The sequence below is a fragment of the Marinobacter sp. DUT-1 genome, from assembly GCF_050379415.1.
Lineage (GTDB): Bacteria > Pseudomonadota > Gammaproteobacteria > Pseudomonadales > Oleiphilaceae > Marinobacter.
On record NZ_JBNRLS010000002.1, the window covers coordinates 184,265 to 207,418 of the forward strand.

A 23,154-nucleotide genomic window follows, 5' to 3' on the forward strand; every position below is an offset into this window, starting at 1 on the left:
ACTAGGATAGGCCTAATTTGTGTGGTCTGTTCGTTTTGTCGCTACTCGGTCTTTAGGCTCTTTAACAGTCTGATAGCTTGCCGGGCAACCAGAGCACTCACTTGGGAGCGCACATGCCCCGGTCGGGCGAGCAGTACACCTACGACACCTGGAACCGCCTGCAGCAGCTGGTGTACCCGGATGGCGAGGTACTGACCTACGACTACGACGTCGGCGGCCAGATGCTACTCTGCAACATTAAAGGGCGATCAATTGAGACACAGCTCGTGTTCACCATGGACCCATTCCATTAATACACCCGCATAAGCTTCAAGGTTCCCAAGAAACATGATGTCGTAGTAGTAGGTTTTAACGGTAGTAGTTGTCCCAGACTGCTTTGAGGCGGTTGTCACCAACACATTGACAGCCTCTGAGTCTGGCATTCCCGACCCTTTAATAAGGTAGGTAAGTACGAGGCTGTCGTTGGTGGCTCCGGGGTAAAAACGCACGAATCGGTCGGTTGTTACGCCACCATCGTTAACATGGCGGTTCAGGCAGCGTGGTGCTGTCTCTTCGAGGATATTTTTGACCTCCGAGTAAGGTCGATTGATCGTGTCGGTCCGGGTTGAGTAAACGTCCCCACCATCTTCTGCAAGGACACGGTTATGGTCATAAGTGATGGCCGGTGCCATGCAGCCGGACATGACTGCTGACATAAATATCAAAAAAAGTGCGCGCATATTTTCGGGTTCTCCGGGGATCAGTCGGGTTTGAAAAAGCCGGGAGAAATTCCCGGCTGTATGCGATCTCTCAAACTCAATAAGACAAGCACATATCGTGCTCACCCCGGGCCCACTCAACGACGATATCGGAGAAGACCTCGTAGGTCCCTGCCAGCGGGGGATGATAGTGATGGGTTTTTATGTAAGTAGTGGCTGGTGTTTTGGATGATACTTCTGCCACCAGGATGTTTCCTGCTTCCTCATCAGGCGCACCGTCAAGTTTGAACAGGTAAGCGAGTATAAAGCTGTTTTCGGTATCTCCCGGATGAAAGCGAACAAAACTCTCAGAATTGCCATAGATCTGGGATGTCTGCTCGCGGGCTGTTTTGGTCAGGCAACGGGGAGCGGTCCTTTCAAGATCCGCTTTCACCTCCGCATAGGGGCGTTCGATGACTTCTGAATGGGTGTTAAAAAGTAAGCCGCCGTCCTGCGCGATAATCTTATTGTGGTCTCGCATCATGGCCGGTGGTGCAACGCAACCCGAAACTGCTGTGATCAGTGCTAGTAGCGCTAGAATTCTCATGACAGGTTCGTCCTCCCTGGCTCGGTAGGTGTTGAATTAATTGAGGTACTGATCGCAGATAGTCGGATCGAATTCGGCAATTTTCTCGATGTCTTTTTCGCCGTCCGGCGTTTTCTTCTTGAAGAAGAAGTCCCCGACGACTCTGCCGGATGAGGTTTCCAGGCGCTTGTAGCTGATTGAATAGTCTGTGTCGGCCTCGGCAAGAAATACGACATCGATGTAGTTGATAACGGTGTAGTTGCCGCCGCCATCATGAAATTCGGCAACTGCGCGGAGCGGCTTGGCGGGAATGCGCATGGCCGGACTGGGGTCGTCGGAGTCGGCCTCAATGGTGCCAAGATAGGCGTTGTCCTTGATGATGGTCTCCTTGGCGATCAAGCCCTCCTGGCCGCAGGCCTCGCCGTTCTGGATCATCGTGAAGTCGTAGAGGTGAACGTAGATCTCGCGGTCGAAAAAGGTATCGGCTTCGGCACTGATCTTGAGCGTCGCGCTTTCACCATCGATGGCTTTATCCCGGTAGGTTTTGATGCCGGAGCAGCCGGCGAGAAAGGTTGAGGCAAGGATCAGGGCCAGGCTTGTTTGGATTCGCATTGTTTCTCCTTCTTTATTGGCGACCAGTGGGCGGAAATGGTGTGTCTCAGGCATCACACCCTCCCGATCCATGTGCCGTCCAAGCGGAGTCAATCGCGAACGCGAAGGTATGAAAATCCCTTTCATTTCAGTAGCTAGTGACGTTAGCAAAATGGGAATGTACAAACAGGCGACATTTTGTGACGGTTTGAAAAGAAGGGTAACCGGAGGATGCTTCGATCAAGAGGGGCAGGCGCCAGGCAGCGGACGGCTTTGCCACTACCTGGCTGTTGGTTGTCAGGACATTGTGTCGAGTTTATCCAGTGCTTCCCTGAGCACTTTCACTGATTCTGAATGCTTGCCCTGGTTGTGCAACGATTCCCCCTGATCCCTGAGAGCTCTGATGCTGGCTTCGGTCTCACTATCGAGCTGGGCTGACTGAAGCTGCTGGTCGATCTGGCTCACCAGAGAGGGGCATTGGCCGGCGAGTGCCGAACCGGCGAAAAACACAGTTAACAAAAGTGCAGCTAAGTAACGCATGGTATTGCCTCCTTTTGTGCACGCCCCGTGGAAGTATAGTTCATCCGGCCATAGTTTGATTGGTCGTTTTTTGATCGGTTCCCTCGCATTCTCGCGAGAAAGTGCACCATATTATTGAACCTGATCACACTCCGGCTAACACGTCCGTGAAATTGACAGTTCGTCGTGGAATGGATTTGATGCCGTTTCTATACTGCTTTTCTACTGCGTGGATGCACCGCAATGATTCCTCCCGCCTGTATGGACTCGTTCATTGTCCTGTGCTTTCGCCCGGTTGGATAACCGGGCCCGGGAAGTGGCCCGTCACCCTGTAGTCATTAAATTGAGGGAATAGCATGGAATTGGTTTACAAGAACGAGAAGCCGCTGCTCAGGATAGCGGTCGTGTTTTCAGCGATTATCTGGCTGGCGTTGTTTGTCGGCACCTTCGGGATCGTCTTGTTGTATCTGCTTCTGGGGTATGTGTTCTTTCTGTTCGCGCATTCTGCTTTTATCTCCCACCTGAAAGGGTCGGGGGTGCGGATCAGTCAGGAGCAATATCCGGATTTGTATGAGCGGCTGGTCCGTTGTTGCCAGAAGGTTGGCGTCAAGGAAGTGCCTGAGGCCTACCTGCTGCGTACGGATTTTTTTAACGCACTGGCCACCAAGTTCCTGGGCCGGCATTTTGTGGTGCTGTTTACGGATGTGATCGATGCCCTGGAGGATCAGCCCGGTGCAATCGACTTCTACATTGGTCATGAACTTGGCCACATCCATCGGAAACACCTTTCCTGGCGCGCGTTTGTGATGCCTGGCTCACTGCTACCAGTGGTTGGTCCGGCTCTGCGTCGTGCTGAGGAGTATACCTGTGATCGTTACGGCGTTGCCTGTTGTCAGTCCGAGGAGGACATCAAGGCAGCCATAGCCGCGATTGCCGCCGGGGATACCCGCTGGAAGACCATCAACGTGGATGCGTACGTCAGTCAGGTACAGGCCACCAATGGTTTCTGGATGTCGTTCAATGAGCTGACCGGTGACTATCCGTGGCTGACCAAACGGATGGCGACTGCGGTGGCACTTGCCCAAGGCAGGGAAGTCAAGCATCCGCGCCGCAGCCTCTGGGCCTGGACACTGTCGATGTTTGTGCCCCGGGTCGGTGGCGGTGCTGGTGGGGCGGCGTCGCTCCTGGTAACGGTGGCGATTATTGGTATTCTGGCTGCGGTGGCCATCCCCGCGTACCAGCAATATACTGAAAAAGCCCGTTACTCGGCAGCCTACTCGGAGGCTCAGGGCGTTCAGGAAAAGGTAACTTCCTACGCCTACGATAATCAGGCCTGGCCAGTAACGATGCAGGAGCTCGGCTATCCGGAGCTCACGCTGGGGAATGAGGTGCAGAATTACTCTATCGACGTTTATGAAGATGGCCTGATTGGTGTGGAAATGGGCGTCGATGATTCCGGCGAGTCGGAATACATTGTGCTGGAGCCCTCCGTGGAAAGCGGCGAGATCAGCTGGGTCTGCTATGGCCAGAACGTGAACGAGCAGTATTTGCCCGCTGATTGTCAGTAGGCTCAGGCTGTAACCAAAAAGGGGCTTTCGGGTCCCTTTCTCGTTATTTCATGGTATTAGCTGCACTTCATAGAATTGACCTGAGCTTCCCCTGGTGTACTAGACTGTAATCAGGACACCGACTGAGGGGAGGGCTCGCCATGGCCATTGGTTATGATCCATTCGGTTTTGGAGGTTCCGCGGGTACTGGCGGACCAGACCTGTCAAAGGCAATCGCCGGCCTTGCCGAGCCCTTCAGTTCCGTGAACGCCCTGTCTCTCGATGGCCTGCTGGACCGTGTTGGTGATGCGCGAGTGGTCCTTCTGGGAGAGGCGTCCCACGGTACAGCAGAATTTTATCTTGCCCGCCAGCGCATCACCCGCGCCCTGATCGAGAAGAAAGGCTTTTCCTTTGTGGCTATTGAAGGGGACTGGCCGGACGCGGCGCGGGTGGATCACTACGTCCGCCACGCCGAATACCCGCCCTCGGAATGGACTGTGTTTTCCCGTTTTCCCACCTGGATGTGGCGCAACGAGGAAGTGCGGGGTTTTGTCGACTGGTTGCATGACTATAACAGCGCCCGCGCGTCGAATGAGCGGGTGGCGTTTCATGGCCTCGATCTTTACAGCCTCTACAGCTCTATCCGCGCGGTGCTGGAGTACCTGGAAGAGGTGGATCCGGATCTCGCGATCCATGCCCGGCAGCGCTATGAATGCCTGGCGCCTTTTGAGGGTGAACCGGCTACCTACGCCAAAGCGGCGCTCAATCCGGATTATCAGACCTGCGAAAAGCCCGTCCTCGATATGCTCAACGAATTGCTTGGCCGGCATCGTCGCTATGCAGAGCATGATTCCGACCGGTTTCTGGATGCGATCCAGAACGCCCGGCTGGTGGCGGATGCCGAAGAGTATTACCGCACCATGTATTACGGGTCCCACAGTGCGTGGAATCTGCGGGATACCCACATGTTCGAGACCCTGGAATCCCTGTTGAAGCATTACGGGGATAACGCCAAAGCGGTGGTCTGGGCCCATAACAGCCATGTGGGCGATTCCGATGCCACGGACATGAGCCGGCGTGGCGAGTTCAATATCGGCCGGCTGTGCCGGGCCCGGTTTGGCAAGGAACTTTATACCATCGGGTTCGGCACGGATCATGGTACCGTGGCAGCGGCATCGAACTGGGATGCGCCGATGGAAATCAAGCAGGTCAGGCCATCGATGGAGGGCAGTTTTGAGCATTTATGCCATCAGACTGGCATCTCCGGCTTTTTGCTTCCGTTTCAGAAGGCCCGGGGCAGGGTGTTTGAAGCATTATCGCAGCGGTTTCTGGAGCGGGCCATCGGTGTGATTTATCGGCCGGAAACGGAGCGGCAGAGCCATTATTTCCGGGCCTGTCTGCCGGAGCAGTTCGATGAGTATATCTGGATGGATGAGACCCGGGCGATCACGCCGTTTGCCACAGGTGTTTTGCCGGGGGTGCCGGATACCTATCCGTTCGGGTTGTAGGCGGTGAACGCTGGGGGATAAAAAAGAGGCCGCTGAAATCAGCGGCCTCTCTCGTTCCGGCTTGCAAGTCTTTGAGAGACTTACTTCTTCGGATAGTCGCGCTTGTCGGAGCCGGTGTACAGCTGGCGCGGACGGCCGATGCGGTAGTTGCCGCTGACCATTTCGTTCCAGTGAGAGAACCAGCCGATGGTGCGGGCCATGGCGAAGATCACGGTGAACATGGAGGTTGGAATACCGATCGCCTTCAGGATGATGCCGGAGTAGAAGTCGACGTTCGGGTACAGCTTGCGCTCCACGAAGTACTCGTCTTCCAGGGCAATCTTTTCCAGGCGCTGGGCGATCTTGAGCAGCGGATCGTTTTCCAGGCCCAGCTCCTTCAAAACTTCGTGTGCAGTCTCGCGCATGACCTTGGCGCGAGGGTCGAAGTTCTTGTAAACGCGGTGGCCGAAGCCCATCAGGCGGAACGGGTCGTCTTTGTCCTTGGCCTTCTCGATGAACTTCTCGATGTTGGCTTCGTCGCCGATCTCGGCCAGCATATCCAGCACCGCCTCGTTGGCGCCACCGTGAGCCGGGCCCCACAGGGCGGCAATGCCGGAAGCGATACAGGCGTACGGGTTGGCGCCGGTGGAGCCGGCCAGGCGTACGGTGGAAGTAGAGGCGTTCTGCTCGTGGTCCGCGTGCAGGATGAAGATCTTGTCCATGGCCTTGGCCAGAACCGGGTTCGGCTTGTATTCCTCGCAGGGAACGCCAAACATCATCTGCAGGAAATTCTCGGAGTAGGACAGATCGTTCCGCGGGTACATGAACGGCTGGCCCAGGCTGTATTTGTAACACCAGGCGGCAATGGTCGGCATCTTGGCGATCAGACGATGCGCGGTGATCTGGCGCTGGGTCTCGTCGGTCACGTCCATCTGGTCGTGGTAGAACGCGGACAGGGCACCGACTACGCCGCACATGATGGCCATCGGATGCGCGTCACGGCGGAAGCCGTGGAAGAAGTTGCGCATCTGATCGTGCAGCATGGTGTGGTTCTTGATGGTGTCGTGGAACCGCTTGTTCTCTTCCTCGGAGGGCAATTCGCCGTTCAGCAGCAGGTAGCAGACTTCGAGGTAGTCCGAGTGGTCGGCAAGCTGGTCAATAGGGTAGCCGCGGTGCAGGAGAACCCCGTTGGCGCCGTCAATGTAGGTGATGGCTGATTCGCAGGCCGCTGTGGAAACAAATCCCGGGTCATAGGTGAAAACGCCTTCCTGGACCAGGCCTCGTACGTCGATAACGTCAGGGCCGACGGTGCCGGAATAAATCGGTAGCTCAATGGACTTGTCCCCCACCGAGAGCGTGGCTTTCCTGTCGGTCATGGTGCTCTCCTATTTATCAGCTTTGGAAGCTTTATCTGCATGTGTCGATGCGCTAGAAGGCGCGTATTATCGCAAAACTGGCGGCAAAATATAGGGCGTCAGCTTTTTTTGTCAATGGAGGTTGCCGTAAAAAGGTCGAATTCCCCGTTGATGTAAATCAGGGAAATCCCGAATAACGCCTGATGCAATGCAGAAATGGATTTGTCAATAATCCTTATAGCTGTCTTAACCCCCGTAATTAGGCGGTTCCGGAAGGGTATCCCGTTTGTAATTGTAAGGGTCACTCCTTATAATCCGTAGCCCGGAATCGGGGATGCACTTTCACGCAAGCTGCAGCATAGCAAGCTATCTGGATGGCATCCGCCCTCCTGAACCAATCGGTTATCGGTAGCGTATCGATCGGCCGAACCTTACATACCAACCATCCGCACGTCGGCTCGCCGGCTCCGCGGAACCAAGAGAGAGTGTGAGAGCGCTGTGAATAGCAAACGACCAGTAAATCTCGATCTCGGCAAGTTTCACTTTCCACTGCCAGCCATTACGTCCATATTGCACCGTATCAGCGGCATCATCATTTTTGTTGGTGTTGCGTTCCTGCTTTATGGACTTCAGCTTTCCCTGTCCGGGGAAGAAGGGTTCAGTCGGGTAAGTGAACTGCTGGACAGCTTCCTTGCCAAGCTGATTACCTGGGGCATTTTGTCTGCTCTGCTTTACCACCTGGTTGCAGGTATCAAGCACCTGTTCATGGATATGGGCATCGGTGAAGAGCTTGAGAGCGGTCGCCTTGCTGCGAAAGCTACGATCGTGGTTTCCGTCATTCTCATCGTTCTGGCAGGAGTCTGGGTATGGGCATGAACAGCGCAACGAATATTGGTCGTAACGGGATTCAGGACTGGATCATCCAGCGGGTCACCGCTTACGTATTGGCCCTTTATACACTGTTCCTCCTTGGCTTCCTTGTGACCACTGATGTTGATTATCAGTCCTGGTCCGCTCTGTTTGGCCAGGGGTGGTTCAAGATCTTTACACTGCTCGCTCTGCTGTCCATTGCCGGGCACGCATGGGTTGGCTTGTGGACCGTTTCCACCGACTACATAAAATCGGCGATGCCGCGTTTCCTGTTCCAGGCTGCCTGCGTACTCGTGGTTTTCGTGTATGTGGTGTGGGGCATTCAGATTCTTTGGGGGCTTTAATCGATGGCTAACATCAAGACCATGTCTTTTGACGCGATTGTTATCGGTGGTGGCGGTGCCGGTATGCGAGCCGCCCTGCAGTTGACTGAATCCGGTATCAATACCGCGTGTATCACGAAAGTATTTCCGACCCGGTCTCACACCGTGTCCGCCCAGGGCGGCATCACCTGTGCGATCGCAAGTGCCGATCCCAACGATGACTGGCGCTGGCACATGTATGACACCGTCAAGGGTTCCGACTACATCGGTGACCAGGATGCCATCGAGTACATGTGTTCTGTAGGTCCCCAGGCCGTTTTCGAGCTGGAGCACATGGGGCTGCCGTTCTCCCGTACCGAGCAGGGCCGTATCTACCAGCGTCCGTTCGGTGGCCAGTCCAAGGACTACGGTAAAGGTGGGCAGGCTGCCCGTACCTGTGCCGCTGCCGACCGTACTGGTCACGCGCTGCTGCACACCCTTTACCAGGCCAACCTGAAAGGCGGCACTACCTTCCTTAATGAATGGTACGCCGTCGATCTGGTCAAAAACGCCAAGGATGAAGTGGTTGGTGTTGTCGGGATCGAGATCGAGACGGGTGAAGTCTGCTATATCAAATCCAAGGCCACGGTTCTGGCCACCGGTGGTGCCGGCCGTATCTACGCCTCCACCACCAACGCCATGATCAACACCGGTGACGGTATCGGTATGGCCCTGCGTGCCGGCTTCCCGATGCAGGATATGGAGATGTGGCAGTTCCACCCGACCGGTATCCACGGTGCCGGTACGCTGGTAACCGAAGGTTGCCGGGGTGAGGGTGGTTACCTGATCAACTCGGAAGGTGAGCGATTCATGGAGCGCTATGCTCCGAACGCGAAAGACCTGGCTGGCCGTGATGTTGTGGCCCGCTCCATGGTTCTGGAAATTCTGGAAGGTCGCGGCTGCGGTCCCGACAAGGATCACGTGCTGCTGAAGCTGGACCACCTGGGTGAAGAAACCCTGAACCTGCGTCTGCCGGGCATCTGTGAGCTGTCCCGCACCTTTGCGCACGTGGACCCGGTGAAAGAGCCGATTCCGGTTGTTCCGACCTGTCATTACATGATGGGTGGTATTCCGACCAACGTTGGTGGTCAGGCTCTGACCCAGGACGAAAACGGCAACGACAAGCCGATCCCGGGCCTGTTTGCCTGTGGTGAGGCTGCCTGTGTATCCGTACATGGTGCCAACCGTCTGGGTGGCAACTCTCTGCTGGATCTGGTTGTGTTCGGTCGTGCGGCTGGTCTGCACATCGAGGAGCAGCTGCGCGGCGGCTTCGAAGTGGACGGTGCCAGCGAAGAGGACATCAAGCGTGCCATGGCGCGCCTGGAGCGCCTGAATAGCGCTTCCGAGGGTGAGAGCGTTGCAGAGGTTCGCAAGGATCTTCAGAACTGCATGCAGCTGTATTTCGGTGTATTCCGTGATGGCAAGAGCATGGAAGAGGGTTTGAAGAAGCTGGAGGCTATTGGCGAGCGTGTTCGTAACACCAGGCTTGCTGATACCAGTGATGCCTTCAATACCGCTCGCATAGAGGCGCTTGAGTTGGACAATCTTTATGAGGTTGCTCTGGCGACAGCCATTTCCGCGTTCGAGCGTAAGGAAAGTCGTGGCGCCCACGCCAGGAACGATTTCACCGAGCGTGACGACGAGAACTGGCTGAAGCACTCCATGTACTTCCCTCTGGACAAGCGGGTTGGCAAGCGTGACGTGAACTTTGCGCCGAAGACCGTGCCGATGTTCGAGCCGAAGATCCGGACTTACTAAGGGGAGGATGTAGAGAATGTTGGTAAGCCTGTACCGTTACAATCCCGAGACTGACAACGCCCCCTACATGCAGGACGTTGAGGTAGAGATTCCCGCGGGCAAGGATCTTATGGTTCTTGACGTGCTGAATCTGGTGAAGGAAAAAGATGAAACCATGTCCTACCGTCGCTCCTGCCGCGAGGGTGTGTGCGGCTCCGACGGCATGAACATGAACGGCAAGAACGGCCTGGCCTGTATCACGCCTGTTTCCCAGGTGGTGAAGAATAACAAGCTGGTGCTGCGTCCGTTGCCGGGTCTGCCGGTCATCCGTGACCTGGTGGTCGACATGAGCCTGTTCTACAAGCAGTACGAAAAGGTCATGCCGTACCTCATCAATGACGAGCCGGCGCCGGCAATCGAGCGTTTGCAGTCTCCGGAAGACCGGGAGAAGCTGGACGGCCTGTACGAGTGTATTCTCTGTGCCTGCTGTTCCACTTCCTGTCCGTCCTTCTGGTGGAACCCGGACAAGTTCATTGGCCCGGCTGGTTTGCTGCAGGCCTATCGGTTCCTGGCGGACAGCCGCGATACCGCCCAGGCCGAGCGGCTTGCGGACCTGGATGACCCGTTCAGTGTGTTCCGCTGCCGGGGCATCATGAACTGTGTCAGTGTCTGTCCGAAAGGCCTGAACCCTACAAAGGCTATTGGTCACATCCGGAACCTCCTGCTGCAACGGGCAACCTGATCAGCAGGTTCCGACACAGACGCTATACTGTTCTGACCAGGTTAGCACCCCGAAGGCCTCGCTCTACGCGGGGCCTTCAACCAAAGGCTTATGGTCAAAAGTCTTAGTCGGGTGCACACTACGCATGCCGTGACGATAACTTAAAAGGTTTTCGCGGCTTTGCCGAGTATAAAAACCACTGGGGAATGGAAAACATCCGTGTCGCGTGTGGTGGTCAAAGTCATGCCGTAGATACCCGTATTGACTGAGTTTTACCCCTGACCGACCATACCGGCTCCCCGCACCAGCCCAAGGTGAGCTATTCAAGATGCACGAAAGCATAATGGAGCAGTTGTGGCAGACTTCCCACCTGCAGGGTGGAAATCTTGCCTACGTTGAACAGCTTTTCGAAACCTACCTGACAGACCCCAACGCCGTTCCCGAAGAGTGGCGAAGCTACTTTGACAAGCTTCCCAGCGTTGACGGCTACCACGGCCGCGACATCGTCCACTCTTCCATCCGCGAACAGTTCGAGCATATTTCCCGAAACCAGCGTTTCCTGGCCGCCAGCGGCGTTCCCGCCAGTGCCACATCTGACGCGGACAAGAAGCAGATCCGCGTACTCCAGATGATTAACGCTTTCCGTTTCCGCGGCCACCAGGAAGCGAAGCTCGACCCCCTCGGCGTTTGGCAGCGTCCCCAGGTTGAAGACCTGGATCCCCGGTTCCATGAACTTGGCGAATCCGACCTCGATCTCGAATTCCAGACCGGTTCCCTGAACTTTGGTTCCGAGACCATGATGCTCTCGGACATCGTTGACGGGCTGCGTCAGACTTATTGTAAGAGTATCGGCGCGGAGTACATGCATGTTGTCGATACCCGTGTGAAGCGTTGGTTCCAGCAGCGCATGGAACCGGTCCGCTCACGGCCGGAATACGAAGCGACCACACGCAAGCACATCCTTGAGCGTTTGACCGCCGCCGAAGGGTTGGAGAAGTACCTGGGTTCCCGTTACCCGGGCGTCAAACGTTTCGGTCTGGAAGGTGGCGAGAGCCTGATTCCCTGCCTGGATGAACTGATCCAGCGCGCGGGCTCCTATGGTGCAAAAGAAATCGTTCTCGGTATGGCTCACCGTGGTCGCCTGAACGTTCTGGTGAACACACTCGGCAAAAACCCGAAAGAACTCTTCGACGAGTTTGAGGGCAAGAAACTGGCGGACTCCGGCTCCGGGGACGTCAAGTATCACCAGGGCTTCTCTTCCAACGTCATGACTCCAGGCGGCGAAGTTCACCTGGCGATGGCATTCAACCCGTCTCACCTGGAAATCGTGTCTCCGGTGGTTGAAGGTTCGGTGCGTGCGCGCCAGACCCGCCGGGGCGATACCGATGGCAGCCAGGTCGTGCCCATTGTCATGCACGGTGATGCTGCCTTCGCCGGCCAGGGTGTGGTGATGGAAACCTTCCAGATGTCCCAGACCCGGGGTTATGGTGTGGGCGGTACCATCCACATCGTGATCAACAACCAGGTTGGCTTCACCACCAGCAAGCAGGAAGATGCCCGCTCCACCGAGTACTGCACCGATGTTGCCAAGATGGTTCAGGCGCCGATCCTGCACGTGAACGCGGATGACGCCGAGGCGGTCATGTTCGCCACCCAGATGGCCATGGACTACCGCAACGAATTCAAGGGCGACGTGGTCATCGATCTCGTTTGTTACCGTCGTCGTGGCCACAACGAGGCCGACGAGCCGGCTGCAACCCAGCCGCTCATGTATGAAAAGATCCGCAAGCTGAAAACCACCCGCGCCCTGTATGCAGATCAGTTGGTCGAGGCGGGTGTTATCTCCGAAGACGAAGCCAAGCAGATGGAGACTGAGTACCGTGACGCCCTGGATAATGGCGAGCACGTTGTGAAGTCTCTGGTCAAGGAGCCCAACACCGAGCTGTACGTTGACTGGACGCCGTACCTGGGGCACGAGTGGACAGCCAAGTGCAAGACCAGCGTCAACCTGAAGACTATCCAGAAGCTGGGCAAGCAACTGACCTCCCTGCCGGAAGGTTTCAGTGTCCAGCGCCAGGTGTCCAAGATCGTCAATGACCGCGAGAAGATGACCGCGGGCGCTCTGGCCCTGAACTGGGGCTACGGTGAGATGATGGCCTACGCCACGCTGCTGAACGAAGGCCACCCGATCCGTCTGACCGGTCAGGACGTGGGCCGGGGTACTTTCTCCCACCGTCATGCGGTGCTGCATAATCAGAAAGATGGTTCGACCCATATCTCCCTGCAGAAGCTGTCCGACGACCAGCCACAATTCGAGATCTACGACTCGCTGCTGTCCGAAGAAGCGGTCATGGCGTTCGAGTATGGTTACTCCACCACCACTCCGAACGCACTGATTGTGTGGGAAGCCCAGTTTGGTGACTTCGCCAATGGTGCCCAGGTGGTTATTGACCAGTTCCTGACCAGTGGCGAACACAAGTGGGGCCGTCTGTGTGGCCTGACGCTGCTGCTGCCACACGGTTATGAAGGGCAGGGCCCGGAGCACAGTTCCGCTCGCCTGGAGCGCTTCCTGCAACTGTGTGCGGAGCACAACATTCAGGTATGCGTGCCGACCACGCCGTCCCAGGTCTTCCACATGCTGCGCCGTCAGGTCAAGCGCCCGCTGCGTAAGCCGCTGGTGGCAATTACGCCGAAGAGCCTGTTGCGCCACAAGGAAGCGACCTCCGGCCTGGACGACCTGACCTCAGGTACCTTCCAGACCGTATTGCCTGAGAAGGAGCCTTCCGATCCGAAGAAGGTCACCCGCCTGATCATGTGCAGCGGTAAGGTCTACTTTGATCTTCTGGAGAAGAAAAAGGCGGACGAGCGTGATGATGTCGCCATTGTCCGTATCGAGCAGCTTTACCCGTTCCCGGGGGATGACCTGGATGAGCTGCTCAGCCAGTACACCAAACTCAAGAATGTGGTCTGGTGTCAGGAAGAGCCGATGAACCAGGGCGCCTGGTACTGCAGTCAGCATCACATGCGTAATGCACTGCAGCGCCTGAACCCCAAGCTGTACCTTCAGTATGCCGGTCGTGATGCCTCGGCTGCTCCTGCCTGTGGACATATGTCTGTCCACATTGAGGAGCAGAAGAAACTGGTCAACGACGCGTTTGAAATCTGACGAGCTACCGAACTAAGGATTTGTAATGTCAACTGAGATTAAAGCCCCCGTTTTCCCGGAGTCGGTCGCAGAGGGTACCGTCGCGACCTGGCACAAGCAGCCGGGCGAAGCCTGTTCCCGCGACGAGCTGATCGTCGATATCGAAACCGACAAGGTTGTCCTCGAAGTGGTTGCACCGGCGGACGGTGTGATTGAGGAAATCGTCAAGAATGAAGGCGATACCGTCGAAAGCGGTGAAGTGATCGGCAAATTCAAGGAAGGCGCCGCGGGCGAGTCCAAGCCTGCCGAAAGCAAGCCGGAAGCAAAAGAGGAAGCACCGAAGGAAGAGGCCGGATCAGAAGCCGCTTCCGGCGAAGCTATCCTGAGCCCGGCCGCTCGCAAGCTGGCCGAGGAAAACGATGTCGATCCGAACGCCGTCAAGGGTACCGGCAAAGACGGCCGCGTCACCAAAGAAGACGTTCAGGCTCATATCGACACCCGCAAGGCCTCCGGTGGCGCCGCCAAGCCGGCCGCTCCGGCGGGCATGCCTGAAGTGAATGTTGCCGCCGGCGAGCGTCCCGAGAAGCGCGTTCCGATGACCCGTCTGCGTGCCAGCATCGCCAAGCGCCTGGTCGAAGCCCAGCAAACCGCGGCCATGCTGACCACCTTCAACGAAGTCAACATGAAGCCGATCATGGAGCTGCGCAAGCAGTACCAGGACAGCTTCGTGAAGCGCCACGGTATCAAGCTGGGCTTTATGTCCTTCTTCACCAAGGCGGCAACCGAAGCCCTGAAGCGTTTCCCGGCGGTTAACGCGTCCATCGACGGCAACGATATGGTTTATCATGGCTATCAGGATATCGGTGTCGCAGTCTCCACCGATCGTGGACTGGTGGTTCCGGTCCTGCGCGATTCCGACGCCATGGGTCTGGCCGACATCGAGAAGAAGATCGTCGAGTACGGCACCAAGGCCAAAGAAGGCAAGCTGGGCATCGACGAGATGACCGGTGGCACCTTCACCATCACCAACGGCGGTATCTTCGGCTCGTTGATCTCCACGCCGATCCTGAACCCGCCGCAGACCGCAATCCTGGGCATGCACAAGATCCAGGAGCGCCCGATGGCGGTAAACGGTCAGGTTGAAGTCCTGCCGATGATGTATCTGGCGCTGTCATACGATCACCGTATGATCGATGGTAAGGAAGCAGTGCAGTTCCTCGTAGCCATCAAGGAAATGCTCGAAGACCCGGCACGTATTCTGCTGGACGTGTGAACTGACACTTAACGAATCAGAGAACGGGATAAATTATGTCTGATAAGTACGACGTCATTGTCATCGGTGCCGGCCCTGGCGGTTACGTGGCCGCTATCAAAGCCGCCCAGCTTGGCCTGAAAACCGCTTGTGTCGAGTCCTGGACGTCCAAAGACGGCAAGAGCCAGGTGCTTGGCGGTACCTGCCTGAATGTGGGTTGTATTCCTTCCAAGGCCCTGCTGGAGATTTCTCACAAGTACGAGGAAGCCAGCCACGACTACGAGATGCAGGGCATCATGGCGAAAGAAGTCTCTATGGACATCGCCAAGATGATGGAGCGTAAGTCCGGCATCGTTCAGCAGCTGACGGGCGGTATTGCCGGTCTGTTCAAGTCCAACGGTGTAACTCCCATCCACGGCCACGGCAAGCTGCTGGCAGGTCGCAAGGTGGAAGTGACCGACAAGGACGGCAAGACCAAGACTTACGAAGCCGACAACGTCATCCTCGCCACCGGCTCCAAGCCGATCGAGATTCCGCCGGCTCCGTTCGACGGTGACTACATCGTCGATTCCGAGGGCGCGCTGGAGTTCAGCGAAGTGCCCAAGCGTCTGGGCGTCATTGGTGCCGGTGTCATTGGCCTCGAATTGGGCAGTGTATGGGCCCGTCTGGGTTCCGAAGTCACGGTTCTGGAAGCCCAGGACACCTTCCTGCCGGCGGTTGACCAGCAGGTTGCAAAGGACGCCCTGAAGCAGTTCAAGAAGCAGGGCCTGAATATCGTCATGGGTGCGCGGATGACCGGCGCTGAAGTCAAGCGCAAGCTGATCAACGTCACCTATGAAGATTCCAAAGGCAAGCAGGAAGCCAAGTTCGACAAGCTGATCGTTGCGGTTGGCCGTCGTCCTTACACCGATAACCTGCTGGCCGAAGACGCCGGTGTCCAGATGGACGAGCGCGGTTTCATCTTCGTGGATGACAACTGCAAAACCGAAGCACCGGGTGTATGGGCAATCGGTGACGTGGTTCGTGGTCCGATGCTGGCCCACAAGGCGTCTGAAGAGGGGGTGATGGTTGCCGAGCGCATTGCCGGACACAAGCCGCAGGTCAATTACGACTGCATTCCGAACGTGATTTACACCGCGCCGGAAGTGGCCTGGGTTGGCAAGACCGAAGAGCAGCTCAAGGCGGAAGGTGAAGAATACAATGTCGGTACCTTCCCGTTCGCTGCCAACGGCCGCGCCATGGCAGCCAATGCAGCCAGTGGTCTGGTCAAGATTATCGCTGACGCCAAGACTGACCGCATCCTCGGTTTCCACGTGGTAGGCCCCCAGGCTTCCGAAATCGTGGCCCAGGGTGTGATCGCGATGGAGTTTGGTTCCAGCGCGGAAGATCTGGCCCTGACCTGTTTCGCGCACCCGACTCTGTCCGAGTCTGTGCACGAGGCAGCACTGGCTGTTGGCGGCGGCGCGATTCATATCGCGAACCGTCGCAAGAAGAAGTAACGCAAACCAGGAATTCTTTAATTCGGGACATTTACTATGAATTTGCATGAATATCAGGGCAAGCAGCTGTTTGCTGAGTACGGCCTGCCCGTATCCAAGGGTATTGCCTGCGATACTCCCAAGGAAGCCGTAGCAGCGGCAGACGAAATCGGCGGTGACGGCTGGGTAGTCAAGGCCCAGGTTCACGCGGGTGGCCGTGGTAAGGCCGGCGGTGTAAAGCTGGTCAAGAGCAAAGAAGAAATCCGTGAGTTTGCCGAGAAGTGGCTGGGCCAGAACCTGGTTACCTACCAGACCGACGAGAACGGTCAGCCGGTCAGCAAGATCCTGGTCGAATCCCTGACCGATATCGCTGAAGAGCTGTACCTGGGCGCCGTGGTTGACCGTGGTACCCGTCGTATCGTCTTCATGGCATCCACCGAAGGTGGTGTCGAGATCGAGAAGGTTGCCGAAGAAACTCCGGAAAAGATCCTGAAGGCCGAAATCGACCCGCTGGTCGGCGCTCAGCCGTACCAGGGCCGCGAGCTGGCCTTCAAACTGGGTCTGGAAGGCAAGCAGATCGGTCAGTTCACCAAGATCTTCCTGGGTCTGGCCAAGCTGTTCGAAGAAGCTGACCTGGCACTGGTAGAGATCAACCCGCTGGTTATCACTCCGGCCGGTGACCTGCACTGCCTGGACGCCAAGGTTGGTGTGGACGGCAACGCCCTGTACCGCCAGAAGAAAATCCATGAGATGCACGATCCTTCCCAGGAAGATTCCCGCGAAGCCGAAGCGGCCAAGTGGGAGCTGAACTACGTGGCACTGGAAGGCAACATCGGCTGCATGGTTAACGGTGCCGGCCTGGCCATGGGTACCATGGACATCATCAAGCTGTCCGGCGGCCAGCCTGCCAACTTCCTGGACGTGGGCGGCGGCGCGACCAAAGAGCGTGTTTCCGAAGCGTTCAAGATCATCCTGTCTGACGACGCGGTTCAGGCCGTTCTGGTTAACATCTTCGGTGGTATCGTTCGCTGCGACATGATCGCAGAGGGCATCATCGGCGCTGTTAAGGAAGTCGGTGTAAAAGTTCCTGTGGTTGTTCGCCTTGAAGGTAATAACGCCGAGCTGGGCACCAAGGTACTGGCCGAGAGTGGCCTGAACATCATTGCCGCCACCAGCCTGGCGGATGCTGCAGAGCAAGTCGTTAAAGCCGCAGGGGGTAAGTAATGAGCATCCTGATCAACAAAGACACCAAGGTTATCTGCCAGGGCTTTACCGGCTCCCAGGGTACCTTCCACTCCGAGCAGGCCATTGCCTATGGCACCAAGATGGTTGGTGGTGTAAGCCCCGGTAAGGGCGGCACCGAGCATCTGGGCCTGCCGGTATTCAACACCGTTCGTGACGCTGTTGAAGCGACCGGCGCGGAAGCCACCGTGATCTACGTACCGGCTCCGTTCTGTAAGGACGCCATCATCGAAGCGGCAGACGCCGGCATCCAGCTGATCGTCTGCATCACCGAAGGCATCCCGACCATCGACATGCTGTACGCCAAAGAATACGTTGATCGTAAAGGCGTTCGCATGATCGGTCCGAACTGCCCGGGCGTGATTACTCCGGACGAGTGCAAGATCGGCATCATGCCGGGCCACATCCACAAGAAGGGTAAGGTCGGCATCGTATCCCGCTCCGGTACCCTGACTTACGAAGCGGTCAAGCAGACCACTGACTTCGGTTACGGCCAGTCCACCTGCGTCGGCATCGGTGGTGACCCGATCCCGGGTTCCAACTTCATCGATATCCTGAAGCTGCTGCAGGAAGACCCGGAAACCGAGGCCATCGTCATGATCGGTGAGATCGGCGGTACTGCCGAGGAAGAAGCGGCTGCGTTCATCAAGGAGAACGTAACCAAGCCGGTTGTTTCCTACATCGCGGGTGTGACTGCGCCTCCGGGCAAGCGTATGGGTCACGCCGGTGCGATCATCTCCGGTGGTAAGGGTACTGCAGACGAGAAGTTCGCTGCCCTGAACGACGCCGGCGTCAAGACCGTGCGCAGCCTGGCCGAGATCGGCAAGGCCCTGAAGGAAGTGACTGGCTGGTAAGCCTTTCCTCCTGAAGGAAAAACCCCCGGCACCAGACGGTGTCCGGGGGTTTTTTGTTTTTTGGCCTGTATCCTTAACGGCGAGGGGCTATCAGACTATAATGCCCGGTCAGCCTCTTTCGCCGGGGCGCACTATTCGCAACAGAAGGAGTTCGTGCTTTGAGTTCTGTAGATTCCCAGCAGCGGGTTTTGTCGGGCATGCGTCCGACCGGAAAGCTTCACCTTGGTCATTACCACGGTGTGCTGAAAAACTGGGTCAAACTCCAGCACGAGTATGAGTGCTTCTTCTTCATCGCCGACTGGCATGCCCTGACCACCCAGTACGACGATCCCTCGGGCATCGAGCAGAGTGTCTGGGACATGGTGATCGACTGGCTGGCAGCCGGTGTGAACCCGGGGTCCTCCACCATGTTCATCCAGTCCCAGGTGCCCGAGCACGCGGAACTGCACTTGCTGCTGTCCATGATCACGCCTCTGGGCTGGCTTGAGCGTATTCCCACCTTCAAGGACCAGCAGGAGAAACTGCGGGAGAAGGACCTGGCCACCTATGGGTTCCTCGGATACCCGCTGCTCCAGAGCGCCGATATCCTGATTTACCGTGCCGGCAAGGTGCCGGTGGGTGCCGATCAGGTCTCCCACGTGGAGATCACCCGTGAGATCGCCCGCCGTTTCAACCATATCTATGGCCGGGAGCCGGGCTTCGAGGAGCAGGCGGAAGGCGCCATCGTCAAGATGGGCAAGAAGAACGCCAAGCTTTATCGTAACCTGAAAAGGCGTTACCAGGAGGAGGGCGATCTCGAGGCCCTGGAAACCGCCCGTGCACTGCTGAAAGAACAGCAGAACATTTCCCTGGGCGACCGGGAACGTCTGTACGGTTACATTGAGGGCGGCGGCAAGGTCATTCTGCCGGAGCCCCAGCCACTGCTGACACCGGAATCCAAAATGCCGGGACTGGACGGTCAGAAGATGTCCAAGTCCTACAACAACTACATCGGCCTGCGTGAGGAGCCGGATGCGGTCGCTGACAAGGTCCGCACCATGCAGACCGATCCCCAGCGGGTACGCCGAACCGATCCGGGTGAGCCGGAAAAATGTCCGGTCTGGGCACTGCACAAGATCTATTCCGATGCCGACACCCAGGAGTGGGTGCAGACCGGATGCCGGAGTGCCGGCATCGGTTGCCTCGACTGCAAGAAGCCGCTGATTGATGCCATTGTCGAGGAGCAGCGCCCGCTGCACGAACGGGCCCGGGAATACGAGAACAACCCGGACCTGGTGCATTCGATCCTGCAGGAAGGCCGCGAGCATGCCCGGGATGCAGCCCGTGATACGCTGGAGGAAGTGCGGGCAGCCATGGGGCTGCATTACCGCTAACGATCAGCCGCTGACCCTGTCCCGGTCAGTGTCATCCGAGGGAAGGCTATGACGGACGATACCAGTACCACGGTAGCGGAAGCAGAACAGGCGCCTGATGAACAGACGCCCCTGGCATTGGTTTCCGGCAAGCCCGTCGTTGATCTTCCCAAGGACCTGTACATTCCACCCGATGCGCTTGCGGTGTTCCTGGAGGCTTTCGAGGGCCCGCTGGACCTGCTGCTGTACCTGATTCGCCGCCAGAACATGAATATCCTGGATATTGATGTCAGCGAGATCACCCGGCAGTACATGGACTACATCGGCGCTGTGGAGGCGATGCGATTCGAATTGGCGGCGGAGTATCTGGTGATGGCCGCCACCCTGGCCGAGATCAAGTCCCGGATGCTGTTGCCGCGTCAGGAGTCCGAGGATGAGGAGGAAGTGGATCCCCGGGCGGAACTGATCCGTCGTCTGCAGCAGTACGAGCGTTTCAAGCAGGCTGCCGAGGATATCGACGAGTTGCCCCGGATGGAGCGCGATACGTTCGGCGCATCCGCCGCATTGCCGAAGCTGCCATCCAGCCAGCCCCATCCCGATGTGGATCTCCGGGAGCTGCTGCTGGCCATGCAGGGGGTACTGAAGCGTGCGGACCTGTTTACCAGCCATCACGTGGAGAAGGAAATCCTGTCCACCCGTGAGCGGATGTCACACATCCTTTCGGTGCTGCAGGACGACCGGTTCGTGTCCTTTGAAAGCCTGTTCACCCCTGAAGAAGGTCGGCTGGGCGTGGTGGTAACCTTCCTGGCCACACTGGAGCTGGTCAAGGAACAGTTGATCGAGGTGGTGCAGGGCGAAACGCTCGGGCCGATTCACGTACGGGCCCGCGCTGCCAGCTGAACGTTATCAAGTCCAGAAATACCAAGATACCGGATTCTGATCATGAATGAAGAACATCTGCTAAGGATTCAGGCCATTGCCGAGGCAGCGCTGCTGGCAGCGGGCAAGCCGCTGTCACTGGAACAGCTCCGGGAACTGTTCGCGGAGGACGAGCGACCGGCCAGGCAGGTGATGGAGCATGTCATGGTTCAGCTGGAGGCGGCGTGTGAGGGGCGCGGTTTCGAGTTGAAGAAAGTGGCCAGTGGTTACCGGCTTCAGGTTCGGGAAGAGTATGCCCCCTGGGTCGGACGCCTGTTCGAGGAGAAACCCCAGCGCTACTCCCGGGCCTTGCTGGAAACGCTTGCCCTGATTGCCTACCGGCAGCCGATAACCCGGGGGGAAATCGAGGATATCCGTGGTGTTACGGTAAGCAGCAATATCATTCGTACCCTGCTTGAGCGAGAGTGGGTGCGCGTTGTCGGCCACCGGGATGTGCCCGGTCGTCCGGCCATGTACGCCACGACCAAACAATTCCTGGATTACTTCAACCTGACCGGCCTGGATCAGTTGCCGCCACTCTCGGAAGTGCGGGATCTCGAGGAAATCGGTCGGGAAATCGAGAAGAACATGCAGGGGGAGATCGAGTTTGAGTCCCCCGAATCCAGTCAGCAGACCATTCACTGACCACATACACGTCAGTCATTATCAAGGATTTAACCATGGCGTCAGATCGACCAGGCCAAGGCTCAGCAACACGTCAGGAAAAAGCAAACGCAGACGCCTCGGAACGGGTGCAGAAACTCCTGGCCCGGGCCGGTGTGGGTTCTCGTCGGGAAATCGAGGGCTGGATGGAAGCGGGCCGGCTTACCGTTAACGGTCAGCCGGTCAGCCCGGGCCAGAAAGCCACGGCACACGACCGTTATGAGCTGGATGGCAAACGGCTGGACGTCACTGGGGCTGCCGACGTGCTGCGCCGGGTACTGATCTACAACAAGCCGGAAGGCGAGGTGACCACCCGCAAGGATCCGGAAGGCCGGCCGACGGTGTTTGACCGTCTGCCCAGACTGAAGGACCGACGTTGGGTATCCATCGGTCGCCTGGATATCAACACCACGGGCCTGGTGCTGTTCACAACCGATGGCGAGTTGGCCAACCGGTTGATGCATCCGTCCAGCGAGATCGATCGTGAATACGCCGTGCGTATCTTCGGGGAAGTGGACGAGGCCATGATCGAGCGCCTGATGGAAGGGGTGTTGCTCGAAGACGGGATGGCGAAGTTCACTGACATTACACCGGCCGGCGGTTCCGGCATGAACCAGTGGTTCCATGTGACGCTGCTGGAAGGACGCAACCGCGAGGTTCGCCGGCTCTGGGAATCCCAGGGTGTGAAGGTGAGCCGACTGAAGCGGGTCCGTTACGGGCCGATCTTCCTGCCCAGCCGCCTGACCGTAGGAAAATGGGAAGAACTGGACCAGAAGGCGGTCGACCTCCTGAGCCGGACCGTGGGTCTTGACCCGGTCCAGATCCCGGCCAAGACTCCGGGCGAAAAGGCGGCCCACGATCGCCGCCGACGCAAGGCGCCTTCCCGTCCGGGCCGTAAGCCTGGAGCCAATAAATGGCAGGTTGCTGATTCCGCTCCTGAAAAACCGAAAGCGCACCGCCGGCCCAGTTCCCGGAAATAAACCAGGAGAGAGTCCCCGGGGAAATCCGGAGTGGGGCAATCAAAATGTCGGACAAGGGGGTGGGACCAGTGCAAGCCTGTGCTAAACTCCAGCGCTTGTGACTGTATTCACCCGGGAAGTGAGCGCCAGAATTTATGAGGTTTCAGGCTCCTGAAAGTTTGTCCGAACAGATTGCCCAGCACCTGGGGCAAAGGATCATCACCCGTGATCTCAAACCAGGCGAACGAATCCAGGAACTCAAGGTCGCCGGCGACCTGAATGTGAGCCGCGGCTCCGTCCGTGAGGCCCTGCTGATCATGCAGCGGCGCCACCTGGTGGAGATCTTCCCCCGCCGTGGTGCCGTGGTCTCGGGCCTGACGGCTGACAGCGTCAACAACCTCTACGATATCTACATTGATCTCCTGTGCATGCTGGGGCGCAAGGTCCTTGAACGCTGGTCCGGCGAGGAACTGGGCGGCGTCATGGGCCAGGTCCGGGAACTGCAGGCGGTTATCGACGCCCTCAACTCCAACAGTGCCGACGCGGCGGAACAGGTGATCGACGCCGGCTTCGGTGTCATGCGCTATGCCTACCGCCTGGTGGAGAACCCGTTCCTTGAGGAAACCCTCGAGAACTTCCGGCCGGCCATCAGCCGCACCTACTTTGTGGCGTTGGAACATTTCCGGGAAGAAATTGACGAGACGGCGACTTTCTTCCGCCAATTGGCGGATGCGGCCACGGCCGGCGATGCAGACCGTCTCCAGGCGGCCATCCAGGCCTTCGGTGAGCACCAGCGCCAGCAGGTCCTGAGTATTCTCAGGGAGGAGGAGAGCGCCTGA

The 23,154-nt window shown here is 57.6% G+C and carries 22 protein-coding genes; 17 read left to right on the plus strand and 5 right to left on the minus strand.

From position 1 onward, the window contains the following. Positions 1 to 113 precede the first annotated feature (113 nt). On the plus strand, positions 114 to 293 hold the full coding sequence (locus ACQUTG_RS06440) for a hypothetical protein (protein WP_428918620.1): 180 nt from the start codon (positions 114 to 116) through the stop codon (positions 291 to 293). Here ACQUTG_RS06440 and ACQUTG_RS06445 read toward each other — a convergent pair. From ACQUTG_RS06445 to ACQUTG_RS06460, 4 genes are all read right to left on the minus strand, one after another. Beyond that, positions 249 to 719, minus strand: a complete 471-nt coding sequence (locus ACQUTG_RS06445) for a hypothetical protein (RefSeq protein ID WP_428918621.1) — start codon at positions 717 to 719, stop codon at positions 249 to 251. The genes ACQUTG_RS06440 and ACQUTG_RS06445 overlap by 45 nt on opposite strands. Positions 720 to 795: 76 nt before the next feature. Next, complete coding sequence (locus ACQUTG_RS06450) at positions 796 to 1,284, minus strand: hypothetical protein (RefSeq protein ID WP_428918622.1); 489 nt, start codon at positions 1,282 to 1,284, stop codon at positions 796 to 798. 36 nt (positions 1,285 to 1,320) lie between these two features. Beyond that, positions 1,321 to 1,875, minus strand: a complete 555-nt coding sequence (locus ACQUTG_RS06455) for a hypothetical protein (protein WP_428918623.1) — start codon at positions 1,873 to 1,875, stop codon at positions 1,321 to 1,323. A gap of 276 nt (positions 1,876 to 2,151) precedes the next feature. Beyond that, on the minus strand, positions 2,152 to 2,394 hold the full coding sequence (locus ACQUTG_RS06460) for a hypothetical protein (RefSeq protein WP_428918624.1): 243 nt from the start codon (positions 2,392 to 2,394) through the stop codon (positions 2,152 to 2,154). A gap of 335 nt (positions 2,395 to 2,729) precedes the next feature. Here ACQUTG_RS06460 and ACQUTG_RS06465 point away from each other — a divergent pair, with 335 nt between their 5' ends. Then, on the plus strand, positions 2,730 to 3,941 hold the full coding sequence (locus ACQUTG_RS06465; RefSeq protein ID WP_428918625.1) for a pilin: 1,212 nt from the start codon (positions 2,730 to 2,732) through the stop codon (positions 3,939 to 3,941). Positions 3,942 to 4,081: 140 nt separating this feature from the next. Beyond that, the gene (locus ACQUTG_RS06470) at positions 4,082 to 5,428 is read left to right on the plus strand and encodes an erythromycin esterase family protein (RefSeq protein WP_428918626.1); all 1,347 of its coding nucleotides are present in this window, start codon (positions 4,082 to 4,084) and stop codon (positions 5,426 to 5,428) included. Between the two features lie 80 nt (positions 5,429 to 5,508). Here the strand turns inward: ACQUTG_RS06470 and gltA are convergent, their stop codons facing one another. Further along, positions 5,509 to 6,783 (minus strand): citrate synthase, encoded by a 1,275-nt coding sequence (gltA, locus tag ACQUTG_RS06475; protein ID WP_428918627.1) that lies wholly within the window; start codon positions 6,781 to 6,783, stop codon positions 5,509 to 5,511. A 477-nt stretch (positions 6,784 to 7,260) separates the two neighbouring features. Between gltA and sdhC the strand changes: the two genes are divergently transcribed. The 14 genes from sdhC (at position 7,261) to ACQUTG_RS06545 (ending at position 23,154) form a co-directional block, all read left to right on the plus strand. Then, on the plus strand, positions 7,261 to 7,638 hold the full coding sequence (gene sdhC, locus ACQUTG_RS06480) for a succinate dehydrogenase, cytochrome b556 subunit (protein ID WP_428918628.1): 378 nt from the start codon (positions 7,261 to 7,263) through the stop codon (positions 7,636 to 7,638). Next, positions 7,635 to 7,976 (plus strand): succinate dehydrogenase, hydrophobic membrane anchor protein, encoded by a 342-nt coding sequence (sdhD, locus tag ACQUTG_RS06485; RefSeq protein ID WP_428919247.1) that lies wholly within the window; start codon positions 7,635 to 7,637, stop codon positions 7,974 to 7,976. The genes sdhC and sdhD overlap by 4 nt, the downstream gene beginning before the upstream one ends. A gap of 3 nt (positions 7,977 to 7,979) precedes the next feature. Next, positions 7,980 to 9,752 carry a succinate dehydrogenase flavoprotein subunit gene (gene sdhA / locus ACQUTG_RS06490; protein WP_428918629.1) on the plus strand — a complete coding sequence of 591 codons (1,773 nt, stop codon included), beginning with the start codon at positions 7,980 to 7,982 and terminating at the stop codon, positions 9,750 to 9,752. A gap of 16 nt (positions 9,753 to 9,768) precedes the next feature. After that, positions 9,769 to 10,473: a succinate dehydrogenase iron-sulfur subunit gene (locus tag ACQUTG_RS06495; protein WP_428918630.1), complete on the plus strand. Its 705-nt coding sequence runs from the start codon at positions 9,769 to 9,771 to the stop codon at positions 10,471 to 10,473. Positions 10,474 to 10,780: 307 nt separating this feature from the next. Further along, the gene (locus ACQUTG_RS06500; protein WP_428918631.1) at positions 10,781 to 13,618 is read left to right on the plus strand and encodes a 2-oxoglutarate dehydrogenase E1 component; all 2,838 of its coding nucleotides are present in this window, start codon (positions 10,781 to 10,783) and stop codon (positions 13,616 to 13,618) included. 25 nt (positions 13,619 to 13,643) lie between these two features. Beyond that, complete coding sequence (gene odhB, locus ACQUTG_RS06505) at positions 13,644 to 14,870, plus strand: 2-oxoglutarate dehydrogenase complex dihydrolipoyllysine-residue succinyltransferase (RefSeq protein WP_428918632.1); 1,227 nt, start codon at positions 13,644 to 13,646, stop codon at positions 14,868 to 14,870. A 35-nt stretch (positions 14,871 to 14,905) separates the two neighbouring features. Beyond that, the gene (lpdA, locus tag ACQUTG_RS06510; protein WP_428918633.1) at positions 14,906 to 16,348 is read left to right on the plus strand and encodes a dihydrolipoyl dehydrogenase; all 1,443 of its coding nucleotides are present in this window, start codon (positions 14,906 to 14,908) and stop codon (positions 16,346 to 16,348) included. A 36-nt stretch (positions 16,349 to 16,384) separates the two neighbouring features. Next, the gene (gene sucC / locus ACQUTG_RS06515) at positions 16,385 to 17,551 is read left to right on the plus strand and encodes an ADP-forming succinate--CoA ligase subunit beta (protein ID WP_428918634.1); all 1,167 of its coding nucleotides are present in this window, start codon (positions 16,385 to 16,387) and stop codon (positions 17,549 to 17,551) included. After that, a complete protein-coding gene (gene sucD, locus ACQUTG_RS06520; protein ID WP_092002410.1) occupies positions 17,551 to 18,423 on the plus strand; it encodes a succinate--CoA ligase subunit alpha in 873 nt (290 codons plus the stop codon). Before sucC ends, sucD begins: the two co-directional genes overlap by 1 nt. A 158-nt stretch (positions 18,424 to 18,581) precedes the next feature. Next, positions 18,582 to 19,796: a tryptophan--tRNA ligase gene (locus ACQUTG_RS06525; protein ID WP_428918635.1), complete on the plus strand. Its 1,215-nt coding sequence runs from the start codon at positions 18,582 to 18,584 to the stop codon at positions 19,794 to 19,796. Between the two features lie 48 nt (positions 19,797 to 19,844). Beyond that, the gene (locus ACQUTG_RS06530; protein WP_428918636.1) at positions 19,845 to 20,675 is read left to right on the plus strand and encodes a segregation and condensation protein A; all 831 of its coding nucleotides are present in this window, start codon (positions 19,845 to 19,847) and stop codon (positions 20,673 to 20,675) included. 42 nt (positions 20,676 to 20,717) lie between these two features. Then, positions 20,718 to 21,338 carry an SMC-Scp complex subunit ScpB gene (gene scpB, locus ACQUTG_RS06535; RefSeq protein WP_428918637.1) on the plus strand — a complete coding sequence of 207 codons (621 nt, stop codon included), beginning with the start codon at positions 20,718 to 20,720 and terminating at the stop codon, positions 21,336 to 21,338. 35 nt (positions 21,339 to 21,373) lie between these two features. Beyond that, positions 21,374 to 22,336 carry a 23S rRNA pseudouridine(2605) synthase RluB gene (rluB, locus tag ACQUTG_RS06540; protein WP_428918638.1) on the plus strand — a complete coding sequence of 321 codons (963 nt, stop codon included), beginning with the start codon at positions 21,374 to 21,376 and terminating at the stop codon, positions 22,334 to 22,336. A gap of 158 nt (positions 22,337 to 22,494) precedes the next feature. Beyond that, complete coding sequence (locus tag ACQUTG_RS06545) at positions 22,495 to 23,154, plus strand: GntR family transcriptional regulator (protein WP_428918639.1); 660 nt, start codon at positions 22,495 to 22,497, stop codon at positions 23,152 to 23,154.